Origin of the sequence: Cellulomonas rhizosphaerae (genome assembly GCF_003470205.1) — a bacterium.
GTDB classification, from domain to species: domain Bacteria; phylum Actinomycetota; class Actinomycetes; order Actinomycetales; family Cellulomonadaceae; genus Cellulomonas; species Cellulomonas rhizosphaerae.
Genome location: NZ_QWKP01000188.1, coordinates 1 through 26,517 on the forward strand (window position 1 = coordinate 1; position 26,517 = coordinate 26,517).

A 26,517-nucleotide genomic window follows, 5' to 3' on the forward strand; every position below is an offset into this window, starting at 1 on the left:
GCGGCATGCTCTACGCGTTCCACCGGCTGGTCGGCCGCGCGGACGCCGAGCTCGGCGAGGCGCTCGACCAGCTCGAGGCCGCCGGTCACGGCGACCTGGCCGACGAGCTGCGCGCACAGATCGTCGGGCGCAACGTCCTCGACGGCCGCTGGACCTTCCAGGTCGTCGAAGAGTTCGACGACGGCTACTACCGCGCGTTCGGCGACGCCGAGCGGCGCGTGCGGGACGAGCTGGTCGCGGGCCGGCGCCACGTGTACGAGGCGCAGCTCAAGGAGGCCGAGCGCACGCACGGCCGGCCGGGCCATGAGGCGCGACCGGGCTAGAGCACCCCGCGCGCGGTCATCGACCGGAACGCCCACGCGCCCGGCGCGATGGGCAGCCAGAACGTGGCGAGCCGGTAGAGCAGGACCGCGGCGAGCGCGGGAGCCGACGCGATGCCCAGCCCGGTCAGCGACGCGAGCAGCACGGCCTCGACTGCGCCGATGCCGCCCGGGGTCGGCGCCGCGGCCGCGACCGTGCCGGCGGTCAGCGAGACGAGCACGACCGCGACGAAGCTGGTGTCCTGGCCGAGCGCGCGCACCGAGAAGTACAGGCACAGCGCGTAACCGAGCGGCAGCAGTGCGACGCCGAGGAACAGGGTGACGATCTTGACCGGGTCGGAGAACACCTCGCGCATCGCGTCGGCGGACGCGCGCAGCGACGGCAGGACGCGCTCGCGGACCACGCGCCGTACGCGCGGCAGAGCGACGGCGGCGCCGACGAGCACGAGCGCGATCCCGACGAACGCGCCGATCACGCCCGCGGGCGGCAGCCGGCTCAGCTCCCCGGAGATCGCGCCGGTCGACCCTGCGAGCACCGCGAACGCGACGAGCAGCAGCAGGTGGACCGTGAGGACAGCGGTCTCCTTCGCGGCGCTCGCCGAGACGGCGACCGGGGTCGGCAGCCCGCGCTTCTGCAGGTAGCGGATGTTCAGCCCCACCTGGCCGACGCCCGGTGGGGCGAAGGTCGCGACGAACGACGAGGCCAGCGCGACACCCGCGGCCTCGGGCACCGGGATCCGGCCGGGCGTGCCGCCCGCGAGGCCGAGCGCTGCGCCCACGTACGTCGCGACGGACGCGAGCACGATGACCGGCACCCAGGCCCAGTTCACGCCGCCGAGCGCGGTGATGGTGCTCGGCAGGTCGGTCAGCTGCGGTGCGAGGAAGTAGATGGCCAGGCCGAGCGCGGCGGCGGTGAGCAGCGTGCGGGGCTTGAACCGCTCGACCTTCTCGAGCTGCGGCTCCTCGACGCCGGTCACACGGCAGACCTCGTCGACCAGCTCGGGCGCACCCGACGGCGCGTCCTTGAGCGCGACGCGTGTGGGCGCGGACAGCGCTGAGGGGACGAGGCGGGGCAGGGCGGCGACGAGGTCCTCGTCCGGCACCACGCCGCGCGCCGCGGCGACGGCACGCTCGGGCCCGACCCGCGCCGATGTCCCGGCCAGCAGCTCGGCCACGTCCCACGCGAGGATCCGGTCGCCCGCGCCGGGCAGGCTGCGGTCCAGGCCGGTGATCCAGATGCGTCCCTCGGGGTCGACGAGCACGCGTCCCAGGTCGAGGTGCCGGTGCGCGATCCGGGCCGTGCGCAGCAGGGCGAGCTCCTGCCAGGCGCGCCGCAGCACGTCGTCGGTGAGCTCGTCGGGCGGCAGGTCGGCCAGCGGGCGGCCCTCGATCCGGTCGACCGCGAGGATCGACTCGCCGTGCGGCGCCTGCGTGACCGCGCGGACGGCGGGCACGTGCACGCCGCGCGACGCCGCGAGCAGCCCGCTCATCGCTTCGACCGCGACGGCCTGCGAGGGCGTCGGCGCGAGCGCGTCGTCGCCCACGTCGCGCCACCGCAGCCAGCGGTAGGTCTGGTCGAGGCGTGCGGTGCGCCAGTCGTGCTCGTCGAGGACCAGGACGTCGATCGGGCCGGTCGGCGCACTGGCCTCGTACCGCCCGGGGGGCGCGTCGGGGTCGCGCCGGACGGCGCTCGTCGCGAGGCCCGACTGGCGCAGGGCCGCGCTCACGCCCGCCGCGGTGAGCACGCTCGCGCGCCGGCCGAGCAGCAGCACCATCGCGGAGCCGACGAGACCGCCCGCGCCGATCGCGAGCACGACGTCGAGCGGCGCGGAGGTCGCGGTCAGCACCCGCAGCAGCCCGAGCGTGGCCAGGAAGCTCCACACCGCGCGCCGCCACGGCCGCGGCAGGCCCTGCGCGGTCGCCGCCGCGAGGGCCGCGCACGCCGCGACCGCGCCCGTCGACGGCCACTCGACCGTCACCGCGTCCGGCAGCCGGTCGGAGATGCCGCTCAGCGCGTCGCCCGACGCGCGGACCCCCGGGATCAGCGACAGCAGCCGGAACAGCAGCGGCCCCAGCAGCAGCGCGGCGGCACCCCGGGCGATGAGGTTGAACCGGCGGCGGAACAGGAGCACCACGGGCGTGACGAGCAGCACGGCCAGGTAGGTGACCTGCACGAGCACGAGGATGACGAGCAGCAGCGCGCGCGGGACGCGCTCGATCCCGTTCTGGGTGTCCTCGCTGATCCCGGTCATCGTCTCGGCGGCGACGGTCGCGAACGACAGGCCGATCAGGACGATCGCGAGGAACACGCCGGCTGTGCGGGCGTCGGCACGGCTGCGGCGGTGGTTGACGTCGCGGTAGTGCGGCGCGGGCAGGTCGACGTCCGCGTCCGCGGCGGGTGTCGACTCGGGCCTCACCCTGGCGGAGTGTAGCCAGGGCGGCTGCGGGCAGCCTGCTGGTTGGTGGCCGTGGCGCGGGGGTGAGAGCGTGGCGGGGAGCGAGAGGAGTCCGACGATGGCGGACGAGTGGTGGAAGTCGGCAGTGGTCTACCAGGTCTACCCGCGCAGCTTCGCGGACGCGTCGGGCGACGGCGTCGGCGACCTGCGCGGCATCACGTCCCGGCTCGACCACCTCGAGCGGCTCGGCGTCGACGTGCTCTGGCTCTCGCCGGTGTACGCCTCGCCGCAGGCCGACAACGGCTACGACATCAGCGACTACCAGGACATCGACCCGCTGTTCGGCACGCTCGACGACTTCGACGAGCTCCTGGCGGCCGTGCACGCGCGCGGCATGAGGCTCGTGATGGACCTCGTCGTCAACCACACGTCCGACGAGCACCCCTGGTTCCAGGCGTCGCGGTCGTCGGTCGACGACCCCAAGCGCGACTGGTACTGGTGGCGGCCGCCGCGCGCGGGCTACGCGCCGGGCGAGCCGGGAGCCGAGCCGACGAACTGGGAGTCGTTCTTCTCCGGCCCGACCTGGACCCTGGACCCGGCGAGCGGCGAGTACTACCTGCACCTGTTCGCCCGCGAGCAGCCTGACCTCAACTGGGAGAACCCGCAGGTCAGACAAGCCATCTACGCGATGATGCGCTGGTGGCTCGACCGCGGGGTGGACGGCTTCCGGATGGACGTCATCAACCTCATCAGCAAGGACCCGGCCCTGCCCGACGGCCCGCCGACCCACGCCGGCCTCGGCGACGGCTCGCCGCACTACATGACCCGCCCGCAGGTGCACGACTACCTGCAGGAGATGCACCGCGAGGTGTTCGACGGTCGCGACGCGCAGCTGCTCACGGTCGGCGAGATGCCCGGCGTCACGTTCGACCAGGCGCGCCTGTTCACCGACCCGGCGCGCCACGAGCTCGACATGGTCTTCCAGTTCGAGCACGTCGGGCTCGACCACGGCCCGGGCGGCAAGTTCGACCCGGTGCCGCTCGACCTGCGCGCGCTCAAGGCGTCGCTCGGCCGCTGGCAGACCGAGCTCGGCGACGTCGGCTGGAACAGCCTCTACTGGAACAACCACGACCAGCCGCGCGTGGTCTCCCGCTTCGGCGACGACGAGCACTGGTGGCGCGAGTCGGCCACCGCCCTGGCCACCGTCCTGCACCTGCACCGGGGCACGCCGTACGTCTACCAGGGCGAGGAGCTCGGCATGACGAACGCGCCGTTCGCCGGGATCGAGGACCTGCGCGACGTCGAGTCGCTCAACTACTGGGCGCAGGCGACCGCGCTGGGGCACTCGTCGGCCGACGTCCTGCGCGGGGTGCGCGCCATGGGGCGGGACAACGCGCGGACACCGGTGCAGTGGGACGGCACCGAGCAAGCCGGGTTCACGACGGGGGAGCCGTGGCTCGCCGTCAACCCCAACCACACCTGGCTCAACGCGGCGGCGCAGTACGACGACCCCGCCTCGGTGTTCCACCACTACCGGCAGCTGATCGAGCTGCGCCACCGGTTGCCCGTCGTCGCTCACGGCGACTTCACGATGCTGCACGCCGAGCACCCGAGCGCCTACGCGTACGAGCGACGCCACCTCGGGGCGCGACTGCTGGTCGCCGCGAACCTGTCGGCCTCGCCCGTGCGACTCGAGGTCGCCGCTGAGTGGGCAGCGGGTGATGTTGTGCTGACCAACGGGCCGTCCGCGCAGGTCAGGGACGGGGCGGTCGAGCTGGGTCCCTGGGCCGCGATCGTGGTGCTGATCGACGGCTGACCGTCGAACAGATGTTCGATATCCTGACGCGGTGACACCATCGCTCGAGCGCCTCGTGGCCAACCGGGAGATCCCCGAGCACGTCCCCCTGCGGCCCACCGGGGACGTGCCGGTGATCGTCCGGGTGGTCTGGACCGACGGCACCGAGGAGTGGCGGCCGGCGCGCGCGGTGCGCTGGACGAGCACGCACGTGATGGTCGCGTGGCGGGACGACGAGCGTGACCCCCGCTCCGAGCGGCACGAGTGGCTGCGCGCGGGGGACGTGGCCCGCTCGGTCAGCTGGCTGGTCCCGCCGGAGCGGACCGGCCGGTGAGGAGCCAGGCGACGACTCCGACGAGCACCACGGCCGTGCCCGCGATCACCGAGCCGAGCGGCAGGCTCACGGCGAGGGTGAGGCAGCCGACGAGCCCGAGGATCGGGACGACGCGCGGTGGCCGGCCTTCGTCGCGCGTCAGCGTCCGTGCGCTCGCGTTCGCGACCGCGTAGTAGAGCAGCACGCCGAAGGACGACAGCCCGATGATCGGGCCCGTGTCCGAGAGGAGCACCGCCGCGGCGACCGCGAGGCCGACGGCGCCCTCCGCCCACCGCGGGCTGCCGCTGCGTGGCTCGATCCGCGCGAGCCGGGCGGGCAGGTGGCGGTCGCGCGCCATTGCCACCGTCGTGCGCGAGACCCCGAGCGCGAGCGCGAGCAGCGAACCGACGCACGCGATCGCCGCGACGGCGCTGGTCGCACCTGCGAGCCCGCCCAGCCCATTCGATTCCACGACGTCGCGGATCGGTGCCGTGGACCGAGCGAGCCTCGCGGGGCCGAGCGTCCACAGGCACGTGAAGCCGATCGCCGTGTATGTGCCCAGCGTGACGGCCAGTGCGATCGGGACGGCTCGCCGGATGGTACGTGCGGGGTCGCGCACCTCTTCGCCGAGGGTGGCGATCCGCGCATAGCCTGCGAAGGCGAAGAACAACAGCCCGGCCGAGGTCAGCACGCCCCCGCCGTCGCCCACGGCCGGGCCTCCCGCCGCGCGCGGCCCGGACAGGCCGACGACGGCGACGGTGGCGAGCGCCGCCAAGACGACCGCGACGACAGCCCGGCCGAACCACGCGGTCCGTTGCACGCCAACCCAGCTGAGCGCGGTGACGGCGACGACGGCGACGACCGCGAGCGACCTCGCGTGCGCGGGAGACACGTACGTGCCGAACGTGAGAGCCATCGCCGCGCAGCTCGCGGTCTTGCCGACGACGAACGACCAGCCAGCGAGGTGCCCCCAGAACGCACCGAGCCGCCGGGTGCCGTACACGTAGGTCCCGCCGGCCTCGGGCATCAGGGCGGCCAGACGCGCGGTGGACGTCGCGTTGCACCAGGCGACGACTGCCGCCACGAGGAGGCCGACCATGAGCCACGGTCCCGCGGCGGCTGCGGCGGGACCCCACACGGTGAACACGCCCGCGCCGACCATCGCGGTCAGGCCGACGACGACCGCGTCGAACGGGCCCAGGCGACGCGTGAACCGGCCAGGTGTGGACGCCACGGCTGAAGCCTGGCACGGACGTCCCGCCCGTGCGGCGTTCAGGCGTTCAGGCGCGGGGGTGCGGTGCTGGCGCGGACGACGAGGGTCGTCGGGATCGAGACGTGCTCGTCGAGCAGCGGCTCCCCGGCGCGGATCTGCCGCATGAGCAGCTCGATCAGGCCCTCGCCGATCTGCGTGAAGTCCTGCCGCACGGTGGTCAGCGGCGGCCACAGGTAGTCGGCCAGGGGGATGTCGTCGAACCCGACGACCGAGACGTCCTCGGGTACGCGCAGCCCGCGCTCGGAGAGTGCTCGCACGAGGCCCGCGGCCATCTCGTCGTTCGCGCAGAACACGGCCGTGACGGCGGGGTCGTCCGCGATCGCGCGGCCCACCTCGTAGCCCGACCGTGCGCTCCAGTCGCCCGCGAGCATGGGCGGCACGGGTCGGCCGGCGTCGGTCAGGGCCGCCGCCCAGGCCTGGGCGCGCTGCTCGGCGGGGCCGGAGTCGAGGGGGCCGCCCAGGTGGTGCACGGTCGCGTGGCCCAGGTCGAGCAGGTGGCGGACCGCGGCGATGGTGCCGGCGGTCTGGTCCGCGCCGACGGCCGGGTGGTGGCCGACGAAGCGGGAGTCGGAGACGACGACGGGCAGGCGCGGGGGCAACGCGAGGGTCGTGGGGGTCGCCGTCTCGGCGCGGATGATGACGAGCCCGTCGATCGACTGGTGCGTGAGCCGCTGCACGGCCTCGTCGACGTCGGCCGACGACGGTGTCTCGACGTCGACCAGCGTCACGGTGTAGCGCTCGCGCCGGGCCGCCTCGACGACGGCCTCCATGGTGCGCGACTCGCCCGTGCGGGACAGGCGGTGCGCGACGAGCCCGATGGTGCGGAAGCTGCCGTAGCGCAGCGCGCGCGCCGCGTTGTTGGGGGAGTAGCCGACCTGCTCCATCGCGTCCAGCACGCGCTGCCGCGTCTCGGGGCGGACGTTGAGCGCGCCGGTCGAGACGCGCGAGACGGTCTGGGGGGAGAGGCCGGCCAGCTTGGCGACGTCGCCGATGGAGGGACCGGGGCGTCGGCGACCGGTCGTGGTCCCCGGGGCGTCGGGTGTCGGCGCGTCGGTGGGCATCGCCACAGCATAGCGATGGCGACGTCACCATTCGCGCGTTGCCACCGGGATGGCAACGTCACCATTTCGTGACCCGCCGCGAGTTGACACCGTCGCCGATCGCGTGGAACTCTCGGTCCAGACGCGATGGTGACGTAAACATCGTGCCCACACGAGGGAGTGGTCGGGAGTGACTGAGGTGGCAGCGGCGCCGGTGGTGCCGGCGACGACGACGCGCACGCTGCGCAGGTCGCGACCGTCCTGGGTCGGCTGGGGATTCATCGGGCCGTTCATGATCGTGTTCGCGCTGGTCTTCCTCGCGCCGATCGCGTACTCGATCTACCTCAGCCTGTTCCGCAAGCAGCTCGTCGGCGGCAACTCGTTCGTCGGCCTCGAGAACTTCACGACGGCGCTGACGGACCCCAAGTTCTGGGAGTCCTTCGAGCGGGTCGCGCTCTTCCTCGTCGTGCAGGTGCCGATCATGCTCGGCATCGCGCTGCTCGTCGCCCTGGCGCTCGACAGCGGGCGGCTCTACGGCCGCAACTTCTTCCGCATCTCGATCTTCCTGCCGTACGCGGTCCCGGCCGTCGTCGCCACGCTCATGTGGGGCTTCATGTACGGCACGCGGTTCGGCCTGATCGGCAACATCAACGACGCGTTCGGCACCTCGCTGCCCAACCCGCTTTCCCCGGACCTGGTGCTGGCCTCGATCGGCAACATCGTCACGTGGGAGTTCGTCGGCTACAACATGCTGATCTTCTACTCCGCGCTGCGGGTCGTGCCGGCCACGCTGTACGAGGCCGCCGAGATCGACGGCGCGGGCCAGTGGCGCGTGATCCGGGCGATCAAGCTGCCCGCCATCCGCGGCGCGCTCGTCATCGCGACGATCTTCTCGATCATCGGCAGCTTCCAGCTGTTCAACGAGCCGAGCATCCTCAAGAGCCTCGCGCCCAACGCGATCACCACCTACTTCACCCCGAACCTGTACGCGTACTCGCTGTCCTTCTCGGGCCAGCAGTACAACTACTCGGCCACCGTCGCGATCATCATGGGTCTGATCACCATGGTCATCGCCTACGTGGTCCAGCTGCGCGGCATGCGCAAGGAGGCATGACGTGGCCACCGCCGAGTCCGTCCAGGCACTGCGTCCGGCCCGTCGACGGGGGGCCCCCAGCGGGCTGCGCGCCTCGAAGAAGAACCACGACGCGCGCGCACCCCGCAAGAGCAAGACGCTCACGCTCGTCACGGCGATCGTGCTCGTCTACGCGCTGCTCCCGCTCGCCTGGCTGGTCATCAACGCGACCAAGACCCAGCCTGACCTGCTCGGCTCCTTCGGCCTGTGGTTCGGCGACAGCTTCTCGCTGTGGGACAACATCGTCGCGACCGTCCAGTACGACGACGGCATCTTCCTGCGCTGGCTCGGGAACACGGTGCTGTACGTGGTGCTCGGCGCCGGCGGCGCGACGCTGCTCGCGGTGCTCGGCGGGTACGCGCTGGCCAAGTTCCGCTTCCCGGGCAAGCGCTGGGTGTTCGCGGTCGTCATCGGCGCCGTCGCGGTGCCGGGCACGGCGCTCGCGGTCCCGACGTTCCTCATGTTCAGCAAGATGGGCCTGACGAACACCCCGTGGGCCGTCATCATCCCGTCGCTGATCTCGCCGTTCGGGCTCTACCTCATGTGGACGTTCGCCGCGGAGGCGATCCCCACCGAGCTGCTCGAGGCGGCGCGCGTCGACGGCGCGAGCGAGCTACGCACCTTCGTGCAGATCTGCCTGCCGCTGCTCGCCCCCGGCATCGTCACGGTGCTGCTGTTCACCATGGTCGCGACGTGGAACAACTACTTCCTGCCACTGATCATGCTCAAAGACCCCGCGTGGTACCCCCTGACCCTGGGACTCAACGCGTGGAACGCCCAGGCTGCCACCGCTGGCGGCGAGGCGATCTTCAACCTGGTGATCACGGGGTCCGTGCTCACCATCCTGCCCCTGATCGTCGCCTTCCTGTTCCTGCAGCGGTACTGGCAGTCAGGCCTGGCGGCGGGCTCCGTCAAGGAGTGACCGGGCAGCCCCCACCGACGGTCGTCGCCTGCCCGATGGTGACGTCATCACAGCTCCACAGATTCCGCCTACAACGAAGTGAGAGGACTCGCATGACCACCACGTCGCCGTTCCGGCGCGCCATGCGCATCACGGCCATCGCCGGAGCGCTCAGTCTGACCCTGGCTGCCTGCAGCGGTGGTTCGGACGACGCCAGCAGCACCCCGTCCGACGCCGGCTCGTCCGCCGCCGCGGGTGACCTGTCGGGCAAGCTGACGGTCTGGGCCTGGGAGCCCACGCTCAAGCAGGTCGTCACGGACTTCGAGGCCGCTCACCCCGACGTGACGATCGACCTCGTCAACGCGGGCACGGGCAACGACCAGTACACCGCCCTGCAGAACGCGATCGCCGCGGGCAGCGGCGTGCCGGACGTCGCGCAGGTCGAGTACTACGCCCTGCCGCAGTTCGCCATCGCCAACTCCCTGACGGACCTCGCGCCGCTCGGCGCGTCCGACCTGGACGGCACCTTCACCCCCGGCCCGTGGTCGTCCGTGAAGCAGGGCGACGGCATCTACGGCCTGCCGATGGACTCGGGCCCGATGGCGCTGTTCTACAACAAGGAGCTGTTCGACAAGCACAAGATCGAGGTGCCCAAGACCTGGGACCAGTACCTCGAGGCGGCTCGCGCGCTGCACAAGGCCGACCCCAAGGCGTACATCGCCAACGACACGGGCGACGCCGGCTTCACGACCTCCATGATCTGGCAGGCCGGCGGCAAGCCGTACACGGTCGACGGCACCAACGTCGGCATCAACTTCACGGACGAGGGCTCCACCAAGTTCGCGACGCTGTGGCAGAAGCTGATCGACGAGAAGCTGCTCGCCCCCATCAGCTCGTGGAGCGACGAGTGGTACCAGGGCCTCGGCTCGGGCGGCATCGCGACGCTGACCATCGGCGCCTGGATGCCCGCCAACCTCGAGTCCGGCGTGCCGGACGGCTCGGGCAAGTGGGCCGTCGCGCCCATGCCGCAGTGGACCGAGGGCGGCACCGCCTCCTCGGAGAACGGCGGCAGCTCGCTCGCGATCCCCGCGGCCACGACGAACGCGAAGCTCGCCTACGAGTTCATCAAGTACGCGGACGCCGGTGAGGGCGTGCAGACGCGCATCGACGGCGGCGCCTTCCCGGCCACGACCGCGGAGCTGAACTCGGACGCGTTCAAGAGCAAGGAGTTCCCGTACTTCGGTGGCCAGAAGGTCAACGAGGTCCTGGCCGAGTCCGCGGCGAACGTCGTCGAGGGCTGGCAGTACCTGCCGTTCCAGGTCTACTCGAACAGCATCTTCAACGACACGGTCGGCAAGGCCTACGTCTCCGGCACCACGCTGACCGACGGCCTCGCCGCCTGGCAGAAGGCGTCGATCGACTACGGCAACGAGCAGGGCTTCACCGTCAAGTGACGCCCTGAGGTGGGGGCGGGTCTCGTCGCCCGCCCCCACCTCCCGCCCCTCCCTCATCCCCGTACGCCAAGGAGCGCACCGTCATGCCCTCGTTCGAGATCGGCGAGCAGGACTTCCTGCTCGACGGTGAGCCGCTGCAGATCCTGTCGGGCGCGCTGCACTACTTCCGGGTGCACCCGGACCTGTGGGCCGACCGCATCCGCAAGGCGCGCCTCATGGGTCTCAACACGATCGAGACGTACGTCGCGTGGAACTTCCACTCGCCCGAGCGGGGGGTCTTCGACCTGTCCGGGCAGCGCGACCTGGGCCGGTTCCTCGACCTGGTCGCCGCCGAGGGCATGCACGCGATCGTGCGCCCCGGCCCCTACATCTGCGCCGAGTGGGACAACGGCGGCCTGCCCGCCTGGCTGCTCGCGACGCCCGGCGTCGGCGTCCGCACCGCCGAGCCCACCTACCTCGAGGCGATCGCCGGCTACTACGACGCCGTGCTGCCCGTGGTCGCCGCGCGCCAGGTCACCCGCGGCGGTCCGGTCCTCGCGGTGCAGGTCGAGAACGAGTACGGCGCCTACGGCGACGACGCGGACTACCTGCGCGCGCTGGTCGCCCTGGTCCGTGAGCGCGACATCGAGGTGCCGCTGACCACGTGCGACCAGGCGAACGACGAGATGCTCTCGCGCGGTGGCCTGCCCGAGCTGCACAAGATGGCGACCTTCGGGTCCCGCAGCCCCGAGCGCCTCGCCACGCTGCGCGCGCACCAGCCGACCGGCCCGCTCATGTGCATGGAGTACTGGGACGGCTGGTTCGACAGCTGGGGCGAGCAGCACCACACGACCGACCCCCACGCCGCGGCAGACGACCTCGACGCGCTCCTGAGCACCGGAGCCTCGGTCAACCTCTACATGTTCCACGGCGGCACCAACCTGGGCCTGACCAACGGCGCGAACGACAAGGGCACCTACCTGCCCATCACCACGTCGTACGACTACGACGCGCCGCTGGCCGAGGACGGCACGCCGACGGCCAAGTACGACGCGTTCCGCGCGGTCATCGCCCGGCACGCGCCGGTGCCCGCGGAGCGGCCGGCCCGCCGCGCGCCCGCGCCGGTGCTCGACGTCGTCGTCGACCAGCGCCTGCCGCTCGTCGACGCGCTGCCGCTGCTCACGGAGCCGAAGCCCTTCACGTACCTGCCCACCACGGACGAGCTCGGCCACTGGTCCGGCCTCACGCTCTACCGCACGCAGGTCGAGGCCGACGACCTCGCGCTCGCGATCGACGAGGTCCGCGACCGCGCGCTCGTGCTCCTCGACGGCCAGCCGATCGGCACGCTGAGCCGCACCGAGGGCCTGACGACGATCACGCTGCCGCGCCGCGCGGGCCGCCTCGACGTGATCCTCGAGGACCAGGGCCGCGTCAACTACGGCCCGCGCATCGGCGAGGCGAAGGGCCTGATCGGCTCGGCGCGCACCGCCACGCGTGAGGTCACCCGGTGGGACGTCGGTGGGCTGCGCCTGGCACCGCTGGCCGACGAGGCGCTCGACCGCCTGCGCGCCGCCGCGCCCGTGACCTCGTCCGCCGCTCCCGTGGACGGCCCGGTGCTGTCCCGCGGCACGTTCACGACCGACCCCGACGCCGACCACTTCCTGCGCCTCGACGGCTGGGGCAAGGGCCTGGTGTGGGTCAACGGCACCCTGCTCGGCCGCTACTGGGCGGCGGGCCCCACGCACACGATGTACGTGGCCGCTCCGCTGTTGCGGGCGGGCGACAACGAGATCGTGGTGCTCGAGCTGCACGGCGCCGCGCGTGGCGTCGTGTCCTTCGTCGACGCCCCCGACCTGGGGCACACCGAGCGCTGACCCGCTCGGCACGACGACGGCCCGGGGCTCCCAGCCGCGGGCCGCCGTCGTCTGCCCACCGCGCCCCCATCTCGCCGAGCGCGGGTCGTCCGGCGCGACGGCGCGTGGCGCGCCACCCGCGCCCGGGCCGTTCTACCCGCGCTCGCGGGTGGGCGGCGCGGGATGCTGGGCGCATGGTGACCACCAGGAGCGAGCCGCAGCAGGGGCCTACGCAGGGGCGGGTGCGGGTGTGGCACGACGAGCAGGGGTGGGGAGTCATCGACTCGGATCTCACGCCGGGCGGGTGCTGGGCGCACTACGCGCAGCTGGTCGTCGGCGGCTACCGGACGCTCGCGGCGGGGGAGGCCGTGACCTTCTCGTTCGAGGAGGTGGACCAGGACGGGTTCGTGTTCCGGGCGCTCGAGGTCTGGCCCGCGGGCCAGGATCCCGTCCGCCGCGAGGCCCAGCCGGACGACTCGTCGGCGTTCTTCAGCAGGCTGATCGTCCACGTCGACGACGATGGCGACGACTCGCGCCGGCCGTGACCGGCACGACGAAGCCCCCGGGTCCACCAGGGCCCGGGGGCTTCGTCGATCAGCAGCTCAGCGCTTGACCTTCACGGTCACGCTCTTGGCCGTCGCGGCCGCCGCGGAGGACGACCCGGCGTAGGACGCCTTGACCGTGTAGGTCCCCTTGGCGAGCTTCGGCAGGGTCACCGTCGCGGCCGACCTCGACAGCGACGCCGTCTTGGTCGCCACGAGCTTGGAGCCCTTGTAGACCTTCACGGTGACCCTGCCGGTCACAGTCGCCTGGGGAGAGGCAGTGACGGTCACCTTCACCTTGGCCCTCGCCTTCGACGTGACCGTCTTGGGCGACACGGCGGCCTTCATCGTCGTCGCGCGGACCACCGTGAAGGACGTCGAGGCCGACGAGGCGCTGACGCCCGTCGTCCCGGCGTACCTCGCCGTGACCGCGTACGAACCCGGCGTCGTCTGCGCGGGCAGCGTCACCTTGGCGGCGCCGTTCGTCAGCCGGACCGTCGTGGTGCGGACGGTCGTGGAGCCCCGCTTCACCGTCACGGTGACGGATCCGGCGGCGGCCGCGTTGCCGGCTCGCGCCGAGACCGTGACGACCGGCTTCGTCTTCGTCGTGGCCTTCGTCGGGCTGACGGACACCTTCGTGGTCGACGTGACGACCGGGACGGTGACGACGAGCGCGAGCGACGACGACGCCGACGGGGCGACCACGGTGGCCGAGGCCGCCGCGGGCGTGAAGTCCGCCGACAGCGTGTGCGTGCCCGCCGTCGGCTTCGCGACCGTGTAGCGGGCGACGCCGTCGGCCCCGACCGTGACGCGACCGAGAAGGACCGAGCCGTCGTGGAACGCGACCGAGCCGCCCGTGACAGCGCCTTGCGCCGACGAGGTGACGCGCGCCGTGAGGACCACGGGCTTGCCGGCGACCACGGGGCTGGGCGAGGCGCTCAGCGCGACCGTGCTGGCCACGCGGCCGTCGAGCACGGTGACCGCGTCCGAGGTGCCCTGCGCGGGGCGGAAGCCCGACGCCGTGGCCTCGACCGCGACCGTGACGGCCTTGCCCACGTCGGCGAGACCGGGCGTGAACGTCGGTCCGGTCGCCACGGGCGAGCCGTCCACGGACCACTCGTAGGTGAGCGACGCGTCCGCGGGGTCGGTGACGGCCGACGCCGTGAGCTCCTGGCCCGCGACCGGGCTGCCGCTGATGCGGACGGCACCGAGGTCGACCTGCAGGTCGAGGTCGACCGTGTAGGCGGTGGTCGTGCCGTCGACGGCGGTGACCGTGAGGGTCGCCGTCTCACCCTCGCGCGTGACCCGCACGGTCGCCGAGCGGTCCGTCGGGACGCCCGCGACGACGGGTGCGCTGCCGCGGTGCTCGACCGTGTAGCTCGTCGTCGCCGGGTCGAAGTCTGCGACGTCGACGCCGCCGACCGTGAGTCGCGCGAGGGACGAGACCGAGGAGGGCGCCGGCGCGACGCCGTCGATCTCCGTCTCGGACACCACGAGGTGGGTCGCCGCCCGCGCCGTGAGCACGAAGCGCACCGCGTTCGCGGAGACCCCGCCGAGGTCGATCGTCGCGACCGGGGCGGGCGCGGTGGTCGAGTCGGTGAGCGTGGTCAGGGTCGGCAGTGCCGTCCACAGGCCCGTGCCCGCGTCGCGGTACTCGGTCTTGACGGTGGTCGGCCACGTCAGCGACGTGCCGTCCTTGTAGAAGTAGACGCGGGCCTGGTTGAGGATGTCCTCGTTCTTCAGCACGTACGTGAGCGTCTCGCTCGCGTTCTTGGTGCCGCTGACCCAGTTCGACCAGCCCTTGTCGGTCCGGTCGCCGTTGATCGTGCGCGTCGCCGGGTAGCCCGACTCGGTGAACGTGGCCGTCGGCGTCGAGGTGAGCGCGACGTTGGACACGCCGCCTGCGGGTGCGACCACGACGTGCAGCACGGCCGCGACGTCGGTCGTGCCGGTGGCAGCCGCCGCGACGGTGCCGGGCACCGTGACGACGCCGGCCTGCGTGAACGCCGAGCTGTCGAGCCCGGAGAAGTCCCAGGTCACGGGCAGCGCGAACCGGGCCGCGCTGGTGCCGACCTGGGTCTGGACCGACGTGGGCGCCGCACGCTGCACGAGCCCGAGGCTCGAGCCCGTCACGACCGTGACCGACGCGGGGTCGGTGGCGACGACGTCGCCGACCTCGACCACGGCGGTCACGGTGATGGCGTTGCCGTAGATGTCGGTGCCCGTGCCCTGCAGGGTGACCGAGCCGGCCGTGTCCCATGCGTCCGCGGGGACGTTCCAGGTCACGGGCGTCGCGACGCCCGCACCCCAGGAGTAGGTCGGGACGACGGTCGCCGGGAGCGTCGCGGCCGAGCCGACGAGCGTGCGCAGCGACAGCGGCGCGACGCTCGGCGTGGCGGTCGCGGAGCGGAACGTGAAGCGCTGGTTCGCGCCGCCGTTCGTCCCGTAGATCCCCACGCTCGTGCCGGCGGCCGTGGCCTGGCCCGCGACGTCGAGCGACGACGCGGTGCTCTTGTTGATGAGCGACCACGTGGTGCCGTCCATCGTCGTCAGGTACCAGGTCATGCCGGCCGTCGCGCTGGCCTCGGCCAGGGTGGCGGACGAGAAGCTCGTGCCCGCGCTGCTCGCGCTCAGGAAGGTGCCGTCGCCGGCGTTCTCGAGGACGAACGAGCGACGAGCGGTCGGGTCACCGGCCGGCGTCGTCTCGTGCGCGACCCACTGCTGGGCCTTGAGCGTGCCGGCCGTGGTGGCCAGGTTGTCGATGACGAGCGTGCCCGTCGAGCTCTTGGCCAGCGCCTTGCTGCTCTGGACACCGACGGCCTGGTAGGTCGCGCCGTCGACGAGCGGGTTCGCGTCGGCCGCGACGCCGGAGACGTCGGTGACCGCGAGGGTGGTGACCGAGCGCGCGGGGACCGTGAGGGTCGCCGTGCGCGCCGCGCGGTCGACGAGCACCGGGGTGCCCTCGACCAGCGCGGTGGACGTGTCGTCCGCGTCGGCCGCCTGGGTCGTGACGATCGGCGTGACCGTGGCGCCGGGCGCGATGTCGCCGAACTTCGACAGGTCGAGCGTGACGACCTGCTCCTGCGTCGAGGCGTTGGCGTGCACGACGTTCAGGCCTGTGCCCGCCGCGGTGACGGCCGCGGTCGAGGCGGTGTCGTTGGTCGGGACGAGGCGGTCGCCCGCCTTGATGTACTGCATGTAGTTGCGCATCGCGTCGAACTTGGAGTTCGTGACGATCGAGCAGTTCTCCACGCCCGAGACCGGCTGGCCTGCGGCGATCGCGTCCGCGACGCGGCGCTTGGACTTGAAGCCGATCGCGTCGTCCTCGCCGACGACCGCGCCGGTCGCGTCGACGTAGCTGCAGTCGAAGTCGATGAAGATCGAGCCCCAGTTGAGCTTCTCGCCCTTCTGCATGTTGTAGTAGTCCTCGACCTCCTGCCACAGGACGTAGGCGTCCGGCTGGAGCTGGCGCAGGTCGTCGTTGATCTTCTGGGCGATGCCGAGGCCGCCGCTGATGCTCACGGGGTCGAAGCCCGAGCCGACGAAGTCGCCGCCCGTCTCGCTCATCCACAGCGCCTTGTCCGCGGTGATCGCGGTGTCACGCGCCTGCAGGATGCCGTTGGTGCCGTAGGAGTGGACGTTGATCTGGTCCACGTCGGCCTTCGTGGCCGTTCCGTACTGCGACCACGCGGTGTTGAAGTTGCCGGGGTTCGTCTCGTCGTTCGCGGAGACCACGGCGTCCGACGACGAGCCGCGCAGCTGCTGCGCGAGCAGCGCGATGAGGTTCTGCTGCTGACCGGCACCCGTGCCGGGGCAGATCTGCGCGCCCTCCTGCGGCTTCTTCACGGCGTTGGTGAACGGCGTGATCCCGTCGGCGAGGCGACCGCTCGGGGTCGACCAGTAGCCGGTGCACGGCTCGTTGAACGGGTCGACGGACTGGAACGTCACGCCGTAGGTGTCCTCGAGGTGCTCGACGACGGTCGTCAGGTACTTCGCGAACTTCGTGGGGCTGTCGTTGGCGGTCGAGACCTGCTCGGTCGTCGAGCTCGCGCCGCCCGAGGTGTAGCCGGAGTTCGTCATGAAGTACGGGGGCGAGTTGGAGAAGCCCTCGAGCACGAGGTCGTCACGCTCAGTGGCCAGCTTCTGCAGCCACCAGCGCTGGGTCGAGTCCTTGGACCAGTCGTAGCTCGCCGGGTCGTCCGGGTTCCACGCCGCGGCGAGCGCGTCGCGGTCAGCGAAGTTCGTCGTCGCCGTGCCGTACCGGCTGTCGGCGGCCGTGCTCGTGTCGTCGGCCCAGTAGCCGTCGACGTCCGCGCCGAGGCGGAAGTAGTTGCCGACGTCGGACGCGCGCCCGCCGCCGATGTTGTACCGGGCGACGTTCATGTTGAGGCCGTCGGACCCGAACACGAGCTCGTACAGCTCGTCGCGCAGGGCGTCGGGGTAGCCGCCGGTCGCGTTGGCGAACCAGACGAGCGAGTTGCCCCAGCCCTCGAACGGAGCGCCCGCGTAGGCGGGGTTCGGCGTGATCGTCGTCGAGATCGCGGCCGCGGCGGGAGCCGCACCGACCGCGAGGCCCGTGACGGTCCCGCCCGTCGCGAGTGCCGCGGTGAGCGCGCCGGCGACGAGCCGCCTGCGGCGTGACTGCACTGTCACTGTCATGAACTGCCTCTCCTCGTGGGCGGGACGGGTGTCCCGCATGACGAGCCCGGCGCGCGTGGCAGCGCGAGCCGGGCCAGGTGTGGACCCGCCGCGCGTGGCAGCGCGCGACGGGCGGTGTGGTGCAGGTGCTGGTGCTGCTGGCGTTGCGTGCAGGTCGAACGGCCCTCGCTCGGCCGGGTCGCGGGGCGAACCGGCAGGTCAGGAGCCGACGGGCGAGCATCCGGACGGCGTCGACCCGTGCCGCGCGTGCGTGCGGCGGCGGTGACGTCGATGTCATCGAGGGACACTCGACCCTGAGTGGTGATCCGTTCCACGGCTGATGGTGACGTAAACATCTGGCCGCGCCCGCCACGTTTCCATGCCGCCGCGACGACGTCAAGGCGAACCAGGACACAAGATGGTCACGTCACCACACGGCCACTCGGTCCGCGTGCCGGAGCCCGCGCCCGAGCCCGTGCCCGCCAGGCCACTCCGCCGAGCGCGGGTCCCGCGGCGCGAGGGCGGGTGGCGCGCCACCAGCCCTCGGACCGCTCGACCCGCGGTCGGCGAATGGGTGGATGGGGGAGCGGCGGGCGGGCGTGGCCGGGCGGGCGTGGGGCGGCCTGCGCCAGGGGGCAGTGGCCCACGCCAGGGGCGGGACGCGCCAGGGGGCAGCGCCAGAAGGTCAGCGGGGCGGGGGTGGGGCGGTGCTGGCGCGCTCGATGAGCGGGGCCGGGACGACGACGTTGCGGTCGACGAACGCCGACCGGCTGCGGATCTGCTCGAGCAGCAGCCGGACGAGCTCCTCGCCCACGCGCGTGAAGTCCTGCCGCACGGTGGTCAGCGGCGGCCACAGGTGCGAGGCGAGCGGGATGTCGTCGAACCCGACGACCGAGACGTCCTGCGGCACGCGCCGGCCGGCCTCGTGCAGCGCGTGCAGGAGCCCGGTCGCCATCTCGTCGTTCGCACTGAACACGGCCGTCACCTCGGGGTCGAGCGCGAGCACGCGCCCGGCCTCGTACCCGGACTGCGCCGACCAGTCGCCCTGCACGGGCGCGGGCACGCGGCGGCCCGCGCGCTCGAGCGTGGTCCTCCACGCCTGGGCGCGCAGCTGGGCGGGGCCGGACTCGACCGGCCCTGCCAGCAGGTGCACCGTGGCGTGACCGAGCCCGAGCAGGTGCTCGACGGCCTGGCTGGCGCCCGTGACCTGGTCCGCGCCGACCGCGGGGTGGTGGCCGATGAACCGCGAGTCGGCGACGACGACGGGCGTGCGGGCCGGCAGGGCGAGGCTCGTGGGCGTGGTGGTCTCGGCGCGGACGATGACGAGCCCGTCGACGCTCTGGTTGCTCAATCGCTGCAGCGCCGCCGTGACGTCGTCGGACGACGGGGAGGCGACGTCGACGAGGTTGACCGTGTACCCCTCGCGGCGCGCGGCGTCCACGATCGCGTCGACGGTGCTGGACTCGCCCGTCCGCGCGAGGCGGTGCACGACGACGCCGATCGCCGCGAAGCTGCCGGTGCGCAGCGCTCGGGCGGCACGGTTGGGGGCGTAGCCGAGCTGCTCCATCGCGTCGAGCACGCGCTGGCGCGTCGAGGGGAGCACGTTCTCGGACTCGTTGGACACGCGTGAGACCGTTTGCGCGGAGACTCCGGCGAGGCGGGCGACGTCGCTGATCGACGCACCCGCCCGGCGCGGCGCGGGCACGCTGTTCGACGTCGGGACGGACATGCGACGAACCCTAGGCCATGTTCACGTGAACATGTCGAGTCCCTTCCGAGCAAGTTTGATTGGCCAAGGCATCATCGCTGGTGAGGGCGTCAAGATTGACAGTGCCGCGCTCGACGTGACAACCTCCGGAGTGTTCGGATGGTGACGTTAACACGCAGGAGGTCCACCGTGGCAGGCCCGAGGCGCGAGGATGCGCACGACGAGGACACGACGGTGGACGCTCGGGCGGGCGCACCGGTGACCGCGCAGCGACCGCGCTTCACCCCCACGCACCTGGCCGACGGGCGCGAGCTGATCTACGTCGACGACACCGAGCCGTACCGCTCGGGTGCGGCGACGCGCCGCCTCGACGACCCGCGCCCGCTGGCGGACCGGTTCGCGCCGGTCGTCGGGCCGGACGGCACCGCGACGCCCTTCGTCGGCCCGCAGATGCGACGCGACCCGCTGACCGGCGAGTGGATCCCCATGGCCTCGCACCGGATGAACCGCACGTTCCTGCCGGCCGCGGACTCCTGCCCCCTGTGCCCGGCCAAGCCGGGAGCCGCGTACAGCGACGGCGAGATCCCGGACACCGCGTACGACGTCGCCGTGTTCGAGAACCGGTTCTCCGCGCTCATGAAGGTGCCGGGTGAGCCGACCGACCCGATCGCGCTCGACGGCGAGGACCTGTGGTCCGTGCGCCCCGCCGCCGGCCGCTGCGAGGTCGTGTGCTTCTCGAGCGACCACGACGCGTCGTTCGGCACGCTGCCGGTCGAGCGGGTGCGCACGATCGTCGACACCTGGGCCCAGCGCACCGAGGCGCTGTCCGCGCTGCCGGGCATCGAGCAGGTGTTCGCGTTCGAGAACCGCGGCCGGGAGATCGGCGTGACGCTGCCGCACCCGCACGGCCAGATCTACGCGCTGCCCTACGTCACGCCCCGCACGACCGCGATGCTGCGCGAGGCGCGCGCCTACCGCGACCGCACGGGCGGCTCGCTGCTGGCCGACGTCGTCGCCGCCGAGCTGCGAGCGGGCGTGCGGGTCGTGCTCGAGTCCGAGCACTGGGTCGCCTACGTCCCGGCCGCAGCCAAGTGGCCCGTCGAGGTGCACCTCGCGCCGCGTCGTGACGTGCTGGACCTGCCCGGCCTGACCGACGCCGAGCGTGACGACCTCGCCGCGACCTACCTCGCGCTCCTGGGGCGGCTCGACCGCTTCTTCGTCGACCCGACCACCGGTGAGCCCATCCCGCTGCCGTACATCTCGGGCTGGCACCAGGCCGTCGTCGGCGAGGGCCGTGAGCTGGGCCGGTTGCACCTGCAGCTGTTCTCGGTGCTGCGCGCCCCCGGCAAGCTCAAGTACCTCGCGGGCGTCGAGTCCGGCATGGCCGCCTGGATCAGCGACACCACCCCCGAGCGCATCGCCGCACGTCTGCAGGAGCTCGCGTGAACCAGATCCCCGCCTGGACCGCTGCGGAGGGTGCCGAGCGCGCCCGCACGGCCTACCGCGCCGCCTTCGGCGCCGAGCCCGCCGGCGTCTGGGCCGCGCCCGGCCGCGTCAACCTCATCGGCGAGCACACGGACTACAACGGCGGCCTGTGCCTGCCGATCGCGCTCGCGCACCGCACCTACGTCGCGCTCTCGCCCGTCGCGACGTCCGACGTCACGCTGACGTCCCAGCAGGAGAGCGACGTCTGGACGCAGCCGCTCGCCGACATCGGCCCCGGCCGCGTCGACGGCTGGCCCGGCTACGCCGCGGGCGTGTCCTGGGCGCTCGCGCAGGACGGGCACGAGCTGGGCGGCTACCGCGCCGCGGTAGACTCGTGCGTCCCGTACGGCGCCGGTCTCTCGTCGTCGGCCGCGCTCGAGTCCGCGTTCGCGGTCGCGGTCGACGAGGTGTTCGGCCTGGGCCTGGGCGCCGACCACGAGGGTCGCCGGACGCTGATCGCGGCGTGCATCCGCGCCGAGAACGAGGTCGCCGGCGCGAACACGGGCGGCATGGACCAGTCCGCCGCGCTGCTCTCGCGAGACGGCACCGCGCTGCTGCTCGACATGCGCGACGGCAGCCTCACGCACATCCCGTTCGACCTCGCGGCCGACGGCCTCGCGCTGCTCGTCATCGACACCCGCGCCCCGCACCAGCTCGTCGACGGCCAGTACGGGCAGCGGCGCGCGACGTGCGAGGCGGCTGCGGCCCGCCTCGGCGTCCCGACCCTGCGCGAGGTCACGAACCTGCCGGCGGCGCTCGCGCAGCTCGAGGACGTCGTTCTGCCCGACGGCACGGCCGTAGCCGCCGACGTCGTCCGGCGCCGGGTGCGCCACGTGGTCACCGAGATCGGCCGCGTCGAGGAGTTCGTCGGCCTGCTGACCGCGGGCCGTGTGCGCGAGGTCGGTGCCGCGATGGACGCGTCGCACGCCTCGCTGCGCGACGACTACGAGGTCAGCTGCGCCGAGCTCGACGTCGCCGTCGAGGCCGCCCGCGCGGCCGGCGCCCACGGCGCGCGCATGACCGGCGGCGGGTTCGGCGGGTCGGCGATCGCGTTGGTCGAGGCGGACCAGGTGGCGAGCGTGTCCGAGGCCGTGCGTACCGCGTTCGCGGAGCGCGGCTGGACCGAACCGGGATTCCTGGCAGCAACGGGCGACGGCGCGGCGAGCCGCGTGGACGAGGGGGAGTGACGTGAGCACCTGGCTGGTCACCGGCGGAGCCGGCTACATCGGCGCGCACATCGTGCGCGCGTTCCTCGCGCAGGGGCTCGACGTGGTCGTCGTCGACGACCTCTCGAGCGGGCACGAGTCCTTCGTGCCGGCCGGTGTGCCGTTCGTGCGGACGAGCATCCTCGACACCGCCGCGCTCACGGCCGTGCTGCGCGAGCACGCGGTCGCGGGCGTCGTGCACCTCGCCGGGTTCAAGTACGCGGGGGTCAGCGTCCGGCGGCCGCTGCACACCTACGAGCAGAACGTCACGGGCACCGCGAGCGTGCTGCAGGCGATGGCCGACGCGGGCGTGAGCTCGCTCGTCTTCTCGTCGTCCGCGGCCGTGTACGGCACGCCCCACACGGACCTCGTCACCGAGGCGACCGCGACCGCTCCGGAGTCCCCGTACGGCGAGAGCAAGCTCATCGGCGAGTGGCTGCTGCGTGACCAGGCGCGAGCGACGGCCGAGTCCGACGCGCCCCTGCGGCACACGAGCCTGCGCTACTTCAACGTGGTCGGCTCGGCCGACGAGAGCGTCGTCGACACCAGCCCGCACAACCTGTTCCCGCTCGCGCTCGAGTCCGTGGCCGCCGGGAGGACGCCGACGATCTTCGGCGACGACTACCCGACGCCCGACGGCACGTGCGTGCGCGACTACGTCCACGTGGGCGACATCGCCCTCGCACACGTCGCCGCGGCGCAGGCGCTCGACGCCGGCCGCACGCTCGAGCCCGCCTACAACCTGGGCAGCGGCGACGGCGTCTCGGTCCGGCAGATCATGACGGCGGTCGCCGCCGTGACGGGTCGCGACGTCGAGCCGACGGTCGCCCCGCGGCGCCCGGGCGACCCCGCACGCATCGTCGCGTCGGGCGAGCTCGCGACCCGTGACCTGGGCTGGAAGATGCGCCACGATCTCGTCGAGATGGTCGCGAGCGACTGGCGGGCCCGCTCGGCGGCACGCGCCGAGCAGAGCTAGGCGACGGCCGCCGTCCGGCGCGTCCAGCCGCGCCGCGTGCGGGAGTTCCCGACGAGCCGGCAGACCAGGTAGATCACGAACGAGATCGTCGTGACGTACGGGCTGATCGGCACGTTGCCACCGAGCGCGAGCAGGATCCCGCCGACCGCGCTGGTCACCGCGAAGGCGACGCTGAGCAGCGGCACGACGATCGGCGACGCGCTGATCCGGCTCGCCGCGGCGGCCGGCGTGATGAGCAGCGAGAGCACGAGCAGCGCGCCCACCACCTGCACCGCGAGCGCGACCGCGAGGCCGAGCAGCAGCATGAAGGCGAACGACAGCGCGCGCGTCGGCACCCCGCGGGCGGCCGCGACGTCGGGGTCGACGCTCGCGAACGTCAGGGGGCGCCAGATGATCAGCAGCCCCGCGATGACGATTGCCGAGATGGTCACCAGCAGCGAGAGCCGGGTGTCGTCGACCGCGACGATCTGCCCCGTGAGCAGCCCGAACTTGTTGGCCGCGCGGCCGGGGTAGAGCGACAGGAACAGCACGCCGAGCCCGAGCCCGAACGGCATGAGCACGCCGATGATCGAGTTCCGGTCGCGCGCACGGGTGCCCAGGAGGCCGATGACGACCGCCGCCAGCACGGACCCAAGCACCGAGCCGAGCACCACGTCGATGCCGAACAGCAGGGCCGCGGCGGCACCGGCGAACGAGAGCTCGCTGATCCCGTGCACCGCGAACGCGAGGTCGCGCTGCATGACGAACACGCCCACGAGCCCGCCGACCAGCCCGAGCACGGCACCCGCGATGATCGAGTTGTGCACGAGCGAGAGCAGCTCGCCGTAGTTGTCGAAGTTGAACAGCCGGTTCCACCAGTCGTCGGACGTCACAGCTGGCACCAGGGTCGCGATCACTCGCCCACCTCGTCGACGTGGTGGCTGTGCTCGTCGCCCCCGACGATCAGGACGCGCCCCTGCGAGTGGAGGACCTCGACCGGCGTGCCGTACAGGGCGCTGAGGTTCTCGGACGTGAGCACGTCGTCGGGTGCGCCGATCGCGTGCCCGGCGGGCGCGAGGTACAGCACCCGGTCGGTCCACGGCAGCACGGGGTTGATCTCGTGCGTCACGAACACCACGGCCGTCCCGGTCGCCTGCCGCGTCTCGTGAATCAGCGCGGTGACCTCGTGCTGGTGGCGCAGGTCGAGCGAGAGCAGCGGCTCGTCGCACAGCAGGATCGAGGGCCGCGTTCCCAGCGCCTGCGCGATCCGCACGCGCTGCTGCTCGCCGCCCGAGAGCATGCCGAGCGGCACGTCGGCGTAGGACGAGGCGCCCACCGCGGCGAGCAGCTCCTCGACGCGCTCGCGGTGGCTGTGCCGTCCCGGCCCCCACCGGTCGCCGTCGATGCCCATCCGCACCAGGTCACGCGCCCTGACCGGCGTCGCCGGGTCGATGAGCCGCTGCTGGGGGATATAGCCGACGTCCTTGCTGCCGCGCCGCGCTGGCCGGCCCAGGATGGTCAGGCTCCCGCTCGTCAGCGGCTGCAGCCCGAGGATCGCGCGCAGCAGGCTCGTCTTGCCCGAGCCGTTCGGGCCGAGCACCGTGAGGAAGTCGCCCGCCCGCAGCGTCAGGTCCAGGCCGGACCAGACCGTGCGCTCGCCGTAGGCGAGGCTCGCGTCCGTGAGCTCGAGCGGGGGGTGGGCCGTCACGACGTCAGCGCGCTGCGCACCGCGTCGATGTTGGCCGTCATCCACGAGACATAGTCTGTGCCCTCGGGCAGCGTCTCGGTGACAGGCACCACGGGCACGCCGGCGTCCTTCGCGGCGGACAGCACGCGCTCGGTCTCGGTACCGGTCGTCTGGGAGTTGTAGACCAGGGCGCTCACGGCGTGCGACGAGAACAGCGCGATCGTGTCCTGCAGCGCGGCCGGCGGCACGTCGGTCTCCTCCTCGATGGCCTCGGAGAACTCCTCGGGCGTCTTGTTCACCAGCCCGGCGTTCTCGAGCAGGTAGAGCGGCACGGGCTCGGTGATCGCGACGCCGGCGCCCGCGTGCTCGGCCTTGATCGCGTCGGTCCCGGCGATCAGGTCGTCGACCTTGGCCTGGAACGCGGCGGCGTTCGCGGCGTAGGTCGAGGCGTTCGCCGCGTCGATGCTGCTCAGCTCGTCGGCGATCGTGCCGGCCAGGGTGCGCACGGTCGGGAAGTCGTACCAGACGTGCTCGTTGAGGTCGCCGCCGGTGTCCTTGCCCGAGACCTCGACCGCGTTGACGACCACGGGCTTGTTGTCGATCGCGTCGAGCATCGTGTCGACGAAGTCGTCGTACCCACCGCCGTTCTCGACGACCAGGGCGGCCTTGGACAGGGCGAGCTGCGTCTGCGCGCTCGCCTCGTACGAGTGGGGGTCTGCGGACGGGTCGTCGATGATCGCGGTCACGTCGACCAGGTCGCGGCCGACCTGCTCGGCGATGTCGCCGTAGACGTTGGTCGAGGTGACGACGGCGACGGTGCCGTCGGCGGCGGGCGTCTCCGGGTCGGCCGACGAGCACGCGGCCAGCGCGAGTGCGGTTGCCGTGGCGACGACGAGGGCGAGCGACTTCTTCATGGCGATGAGGTCCTAGCAGGAGGTGTGCCGGGCGGTGGGTAGCCGCTTCCAGGCACGGTAACGATAACAGTTCCCATTGGCTTCCCATGGGGCAAGAGCCGTGTCGGAGCGACCCCTCGAACCTAAACGAGAATGACTATCAAAAGCAAACAGCGGCGTGGCTCCGCGATCGGACGGCCGGCCCGCGTGATGCTCGGCGGCATGAGCGGACACGTGCACGGCCCCGTCGGGCCGACCTCCGAGCAGTCGCGCCGCCGCGCGCGCGTGATCTTCGCGGTGATCCTCGTCCCGGTGCTCCTGGCCACCGTGCTCGGCGCGATCCTGCTGTGGCCGCACGGTGAGCGGCCGACGCTGGTCACGTCCGCGCCCGGCTCCACGTTCCACACCGCGACGGTCGTCGCCGTCGACCCCGACGCGAGCGACCAGGTCCACCAGCTGCGCGCGCGGATCGACGGCGGGGCTCCCGCGTGGGTCAACGTGCCGCCCGAGCACCTCGGCGAGCTCGAGCCGGGCGACCGTATCCAGGTGGTCGACACCGGCGACGCGGGACCGGGCGGGACGCCGTACATCTTCGTGGACTACGTGCGCGGGCCGCCGCTGGCCGTCCTGGCGATCGGGTTCGTCGTGCTCGTCGTCGCCGTCGCGCGCTGGCGCGGGCTCGCGGCCCTCATCGGGCTCGCCGCGTCGCTCGGCATGATCGGCGCGTTCACGCTGCCCGCGCTGCTGCTGGGCAAGCCCGCCGTGCCGGTCGCCCTCGTCACCGCGGTCGCCATCATGTTCGTCGTGCTCTACCTGGCGCACGGGTTCACGCTGCGGACGACGACGGCACTCGTCGGGACCCTGGCCGGGCTCGCCGCGACCGCACTCATCGCGGCCTGGGCGAGCGGTGCCGCGCACCTCACCGGCCTGTCCGACGAGTACGCGCTC

The 26,517-nt window shown here is 72.6% G+C and carries 20 protein-coding genes; 12 read left to right on the plus strand and 8 right to left on the minus strand.

Features of this window, described 5'->3' with window-relative positions; genetic code table 11:
* The coding region (locus D1825_RS09055) for a hypothetical protein (RefSeq protein WP_118767101.1) at positions 1–323 on the plus strand (323 nt) is incomplete at its 5' end.
* Here D1825_RS09055 and D1825_RS09060 read toward each other — a convergent pair.
* Positions 320–2,737 carry a lysylphosphatidylglycerol synthase transmembrane domain-containing protein gene (locus D1825_RS09060; protein ID WP_118767102.1) on the minus strand — a complete coding sequence of 806 codons (2,418 nt, stop codon included), beginning with the start codon at positions 2,735–2,737 and terminating at the stop codon, positions 320–322. The two genes, D1825_RS09055 and D1825_RS09060, sit on opposite strands and share 4 nt — an antisense overlap.
* A 97-nt stretch (positions 2,738–2,834) precedes the next feature.
* On the opposite strand from D1825_RS09060, the gene D1825_RS09065 reads away from it, so the two are divergent.
* Both D1825_RS09065 and D1825_RS09070 read left to right on the plus strand, forming a co-directional pair.
* Positions 2,835–4,532 (plus strand): alpha-glucosidase, encoded by a 1,698-nt coding sequence (locus tag D1825_RS09065; protein WP_199721547.1) that lies wholly within the window; start codon positions 2,835–2,837, stop codon positions 4,530–4,532.
* A 31-nt stretch (positions 4,533–4,563) separates the two neighbouring features.
* On the plus strand, positions 4,564–4,845 hold the full coding sequence (locus D1825_RS09070; protein ID WP_233549769.1) for a hypothetical protein: 282 nt from the start codon (positions 4,564–4,566) through the stop codon (positions 4,843–4,845).
* Here D1825_RS09070 and D1825_RS09075 read toward each other — a convergent pair.
* Complete coding sequence (locus tag D1825_RS09075) at positions 4,808–6,058, minus strand: APC family permease (RefSeq protein WP_233549771.1); 1,251 nt, start codon at positions 6,056–6,058, stop codon at positions 4,808–4,810. The two genes, D1825_RS09070 and D1825_RS09075, sit on opposite strands and share 38 nt — an antisense overlap.
* A 38-nt stretch (positions 6,059–6,096) precedes the next feature.
* Entirely contained in the window at positions 6,097–7,158 is a 1,062-nt protein-coding gene (locus tag D1825_RS09080) for a LacI family DNA-binding transcriptional regulator (protein WP_118767116.1), read from the minus strand.
* A 169-nt stretch (positions 7,159–7,327) separates the two neighbouring features.
* Here D1825_RS09080 and D1825_RS09085 point away from each other — a divergent pair, with 169 nt between their 5' ends.
* The 5 genes from D1825_RS09085 to D1825_RS09105 all read left to right on the plus strand — a co-directional run bounded on the left by D1825_RS09085 (position 7,328) and on the right by D1825_RS09105 (position 13,001).
* On the plus strand, positions 7,328–8,251 hold the full coding sequence (locus D1825_RS09085) for a carbohydrate ABC transporter permease (protein ID WP_233549773.1): 924 nt from the start codon (positions 7,328–7,330) through the stop codon (positions 8,249–8,251).
* Between the two features lie 64 nt (positions 8,252–8,315).
* Positions 8,316–9,191: a carbohydrate ABC transporter permease gene (locus D1825_RS09090; protein WP_233549775.1), complete on the plus strand. Its 876-nt coding sequence runs from the start codon at positions 8,316–8,318 to the stop codon at positions 9,189–9,191.
* Between the two features lie 92 nt (positions 9,192–9,283).
* The gene (locus tag D1825_RS09095) at positions 9,284–10,624 is read left to right on the plus strand and encodes an ABC transporter substrate-binding protein (RefSeq protein WP_199721548.1); all 1,341 of its coding nucleotides are present in this window, start codon (positions 9,284–9,286) and stop codon (positions 10,622–10,624) included.
* A gap of 83 nt (positions 10,625–10,707) precedes the next feature.
* Complete coding sequence (locus tag D1825_RS09100; RefSeq protein ID WP_118767106.1) at positions 10,708–12,477, plus strand: glycoside hydrolase family 35 protein; 1,770 nt, start codon at positions 10,708–10,710, stop codon at positions 12,475–12,477.
* 173 nt (positions 12,478–12,650) lie between these two features.
* Positions 12,651–13,001, plus strand: a complete 351-nt coding sequence (locus D1825_RS09105) for a S1 domain-containing protein (RefSeq protein WP_118767107.1) — start codon at positions 12,651–12,653, stop codon at positions 12,999–13,001.
* Between the two features lie 57 nt (positions 13,002–13,058).
* Here D1825_RS09105 and D1825_RS09110 read toward each other — a convergent pair whose 3' ends face one another.
* Both D1825_RS09110 and D1825_RS09115 read right to left on the minus strand, forming a co-directional pair.
* Positions 13,059–17,657: an Ig-like domain repeat protein gene (locus tag D1825_RS09110; RefSeq protein ID WP_158580707.1), complete on the minus strand. Its 4,599-nt coding sequence runs from the start codon at positions 17,655–17,657 to the stop codon at positions 13,059–13,061.
* 664 nt (positions 17,658–18,321) lie between these two features.
* A complete protein-coding gene (locus tag D1825_RS09115; protein WP_118767109.1) occupies positions 18,322–19,365 on the minus strand; it encodes a LacI family DNA-binding transcriptional regulator in 1,044 nt (347 codons plus the stop codon).
* Between the two features lie 237 nt (positions 19,366–19,602).
* On the opposite strand from D1825_RS09115, the gene galT reads away from it, so the two are divergent.
* The 3 genes from galT to galE are packed head-to-tail and all read left to right on the plus strand — an operon-like array spanning position 19,603 to position 23,010.
* Positions 19,603–20,790: a galactose-1-phosphate uridylyltransferase gene (gene galT, locus D1825_RS09120; RefSeq protein WP_233549777.1), complete on the plus strand. Its 1,188-nt coding sequence runs from the start codon at positions 19,603–19,605 to the stop codon at positions 20,788–20,790.
* The gene (galK, locus tag D1825_RS09125; protein ID WP_118767111.1) at positions 20,787–22,016 is read left to right on the plus strand and encodes a galactokinase; all 1,230 of its coding nucleotides are present in this window, start codon (positions 20,787–20,789) and stop codon (positions 22,014–22,016) included. The genes galT and galK overlap by 4 nt, the downstream gene beginning before the upstream one ends.
* Position 22,017: 1 nt before the next feature.
* Positions 22,018–23,010 (plus strand): UDP-glucose 4-epimerase GalE, encoded by a 993-nt coding sequence (gene galE / locus D1825_RS09130; RefSeq protein WP_118767112.1) that lies wholly within the window; start codon positions 22,018–22,020, stop codon positions 23,008–23,010.
* On the opposite strand, the gene D1825_RS09135 is transcribed toward galE, so the two are convergent.
* From D1825_RS09135 to D1825_RS09145, 3 genes are read right to left on the minus strand one after another with little or no spacing between them, the layout of a single operon-like run.
* The gene (locus D1825_RS09135; protein WP_407643315.1) at positions 23,007–23,906 is read right to left on the minus strand and encodes a metal ABC transporter permease; all 900 of its coding nucleotides are present in this window, start codon (positions 23,904–23,906) and stop codon (positions 23,007–23,009) included. The genes galE and D1825_RS09135 overlap by 4 nt on opposite strands.
* On the minus strand, positions 23,903–24,697 hold the full coding sequence (locus D1825_RS09140) for a metal ABC transporter ATP-binding protein (RefSeq protein WP_118767113.1): 795 nt from the start codon (positions 24,695–24,697) through the stop codon (positions 23,903–23,905). Before D1825_RS09140 ends, D1825_RS09135 begins: the two co-directional genes overlap by 4 nt.
* Positions 24,694–25,590, minus strand: coding sequence for a metal ABC transporter solute-binding protein, Zn/Mn family (locus D1825_RS09145; protein WP_118767114.1), 897 nt, complete (start codon positions 25,588–25,590; stop codon positions 24,694–24,696). The genes D1825_RS09140 and D1825_RS09145 overlap by 4 nt, the downstream gene beginning before the upstream one ends.
* A 201-nt stretch (positions 25,591–25,791) precedes the next feature.
* Here D1825_RS09145 and D1825_RS09150 point away from each other — a divergent pair.
* Positions 25,792–26,517 (plus strand): YibE/F family protein (locus D1825_RS09150; protein WP_138067547.1); only part of this gene is annotated, 726 nt, incomplete at its 3' end.

Excerpts from the sequence above, each read along its gene's own strand:
- D1825_RS09115 (WP_118767109.1), bottom strand. The coding sequence starts at position 19,365 with ATGTCCGTCCCGACGTCGAACAGCGTGCCCGCGCCGCGCCGGGCGGGT.
- D1825_RS09095 (WP_199721548.1), top strand. The coding sequence starts at position 9,284 with ATGACCACCACGTCGCCGTTCCGGCGCGCCATGCGCATCACGGCCATC.
- D1825_RS09145 (WP_118767114.1), bottom strand. The coding sequence starts at position 25,590 with ATGAAGAAGTCGCTCGCCCTCGTCGTCGCCACGGCAACCGCACTCGCG.
- D1825_RS09105 (WP_118767107.1), top strand. The coding sequence starts at position 12,651 with ATGGTGACCACCAGGAGCGAGCCGCAGCAGGGGCCTACGCAGGGGCGG.
- D1825_RS09080 (WP_118767116.1), bottom strand. The coding sequence starts at position 7,158 with ATGCCCACCGACGCGCCGACACCCGACGCCCCGGGGACCACGACCGGT.
- D1825_RS09100 (WP_118767106.1), top strand. The coding sequence starts at position 10,708 with ATGCCCTCGTTCGAGATCGGCGAGCAGGACTTCCTGCTCGACGGTGAG.
- D1825_RS09065 (WP_199721547.1), top strand. The coding sequence starts at position 2,835 with ATGGCGGACGAGTGGTGGAAGTCGGCAGTGGTCTACCAGGTCTACCCG.
- D1825_RS09110 (WP_158580707.1), bottom strand. The coding sequence starts at position 17,657 with ATGACAGTGACAGTGCAGTCACGCCGCAGGCGGCTCGTCGCCGGCGCG.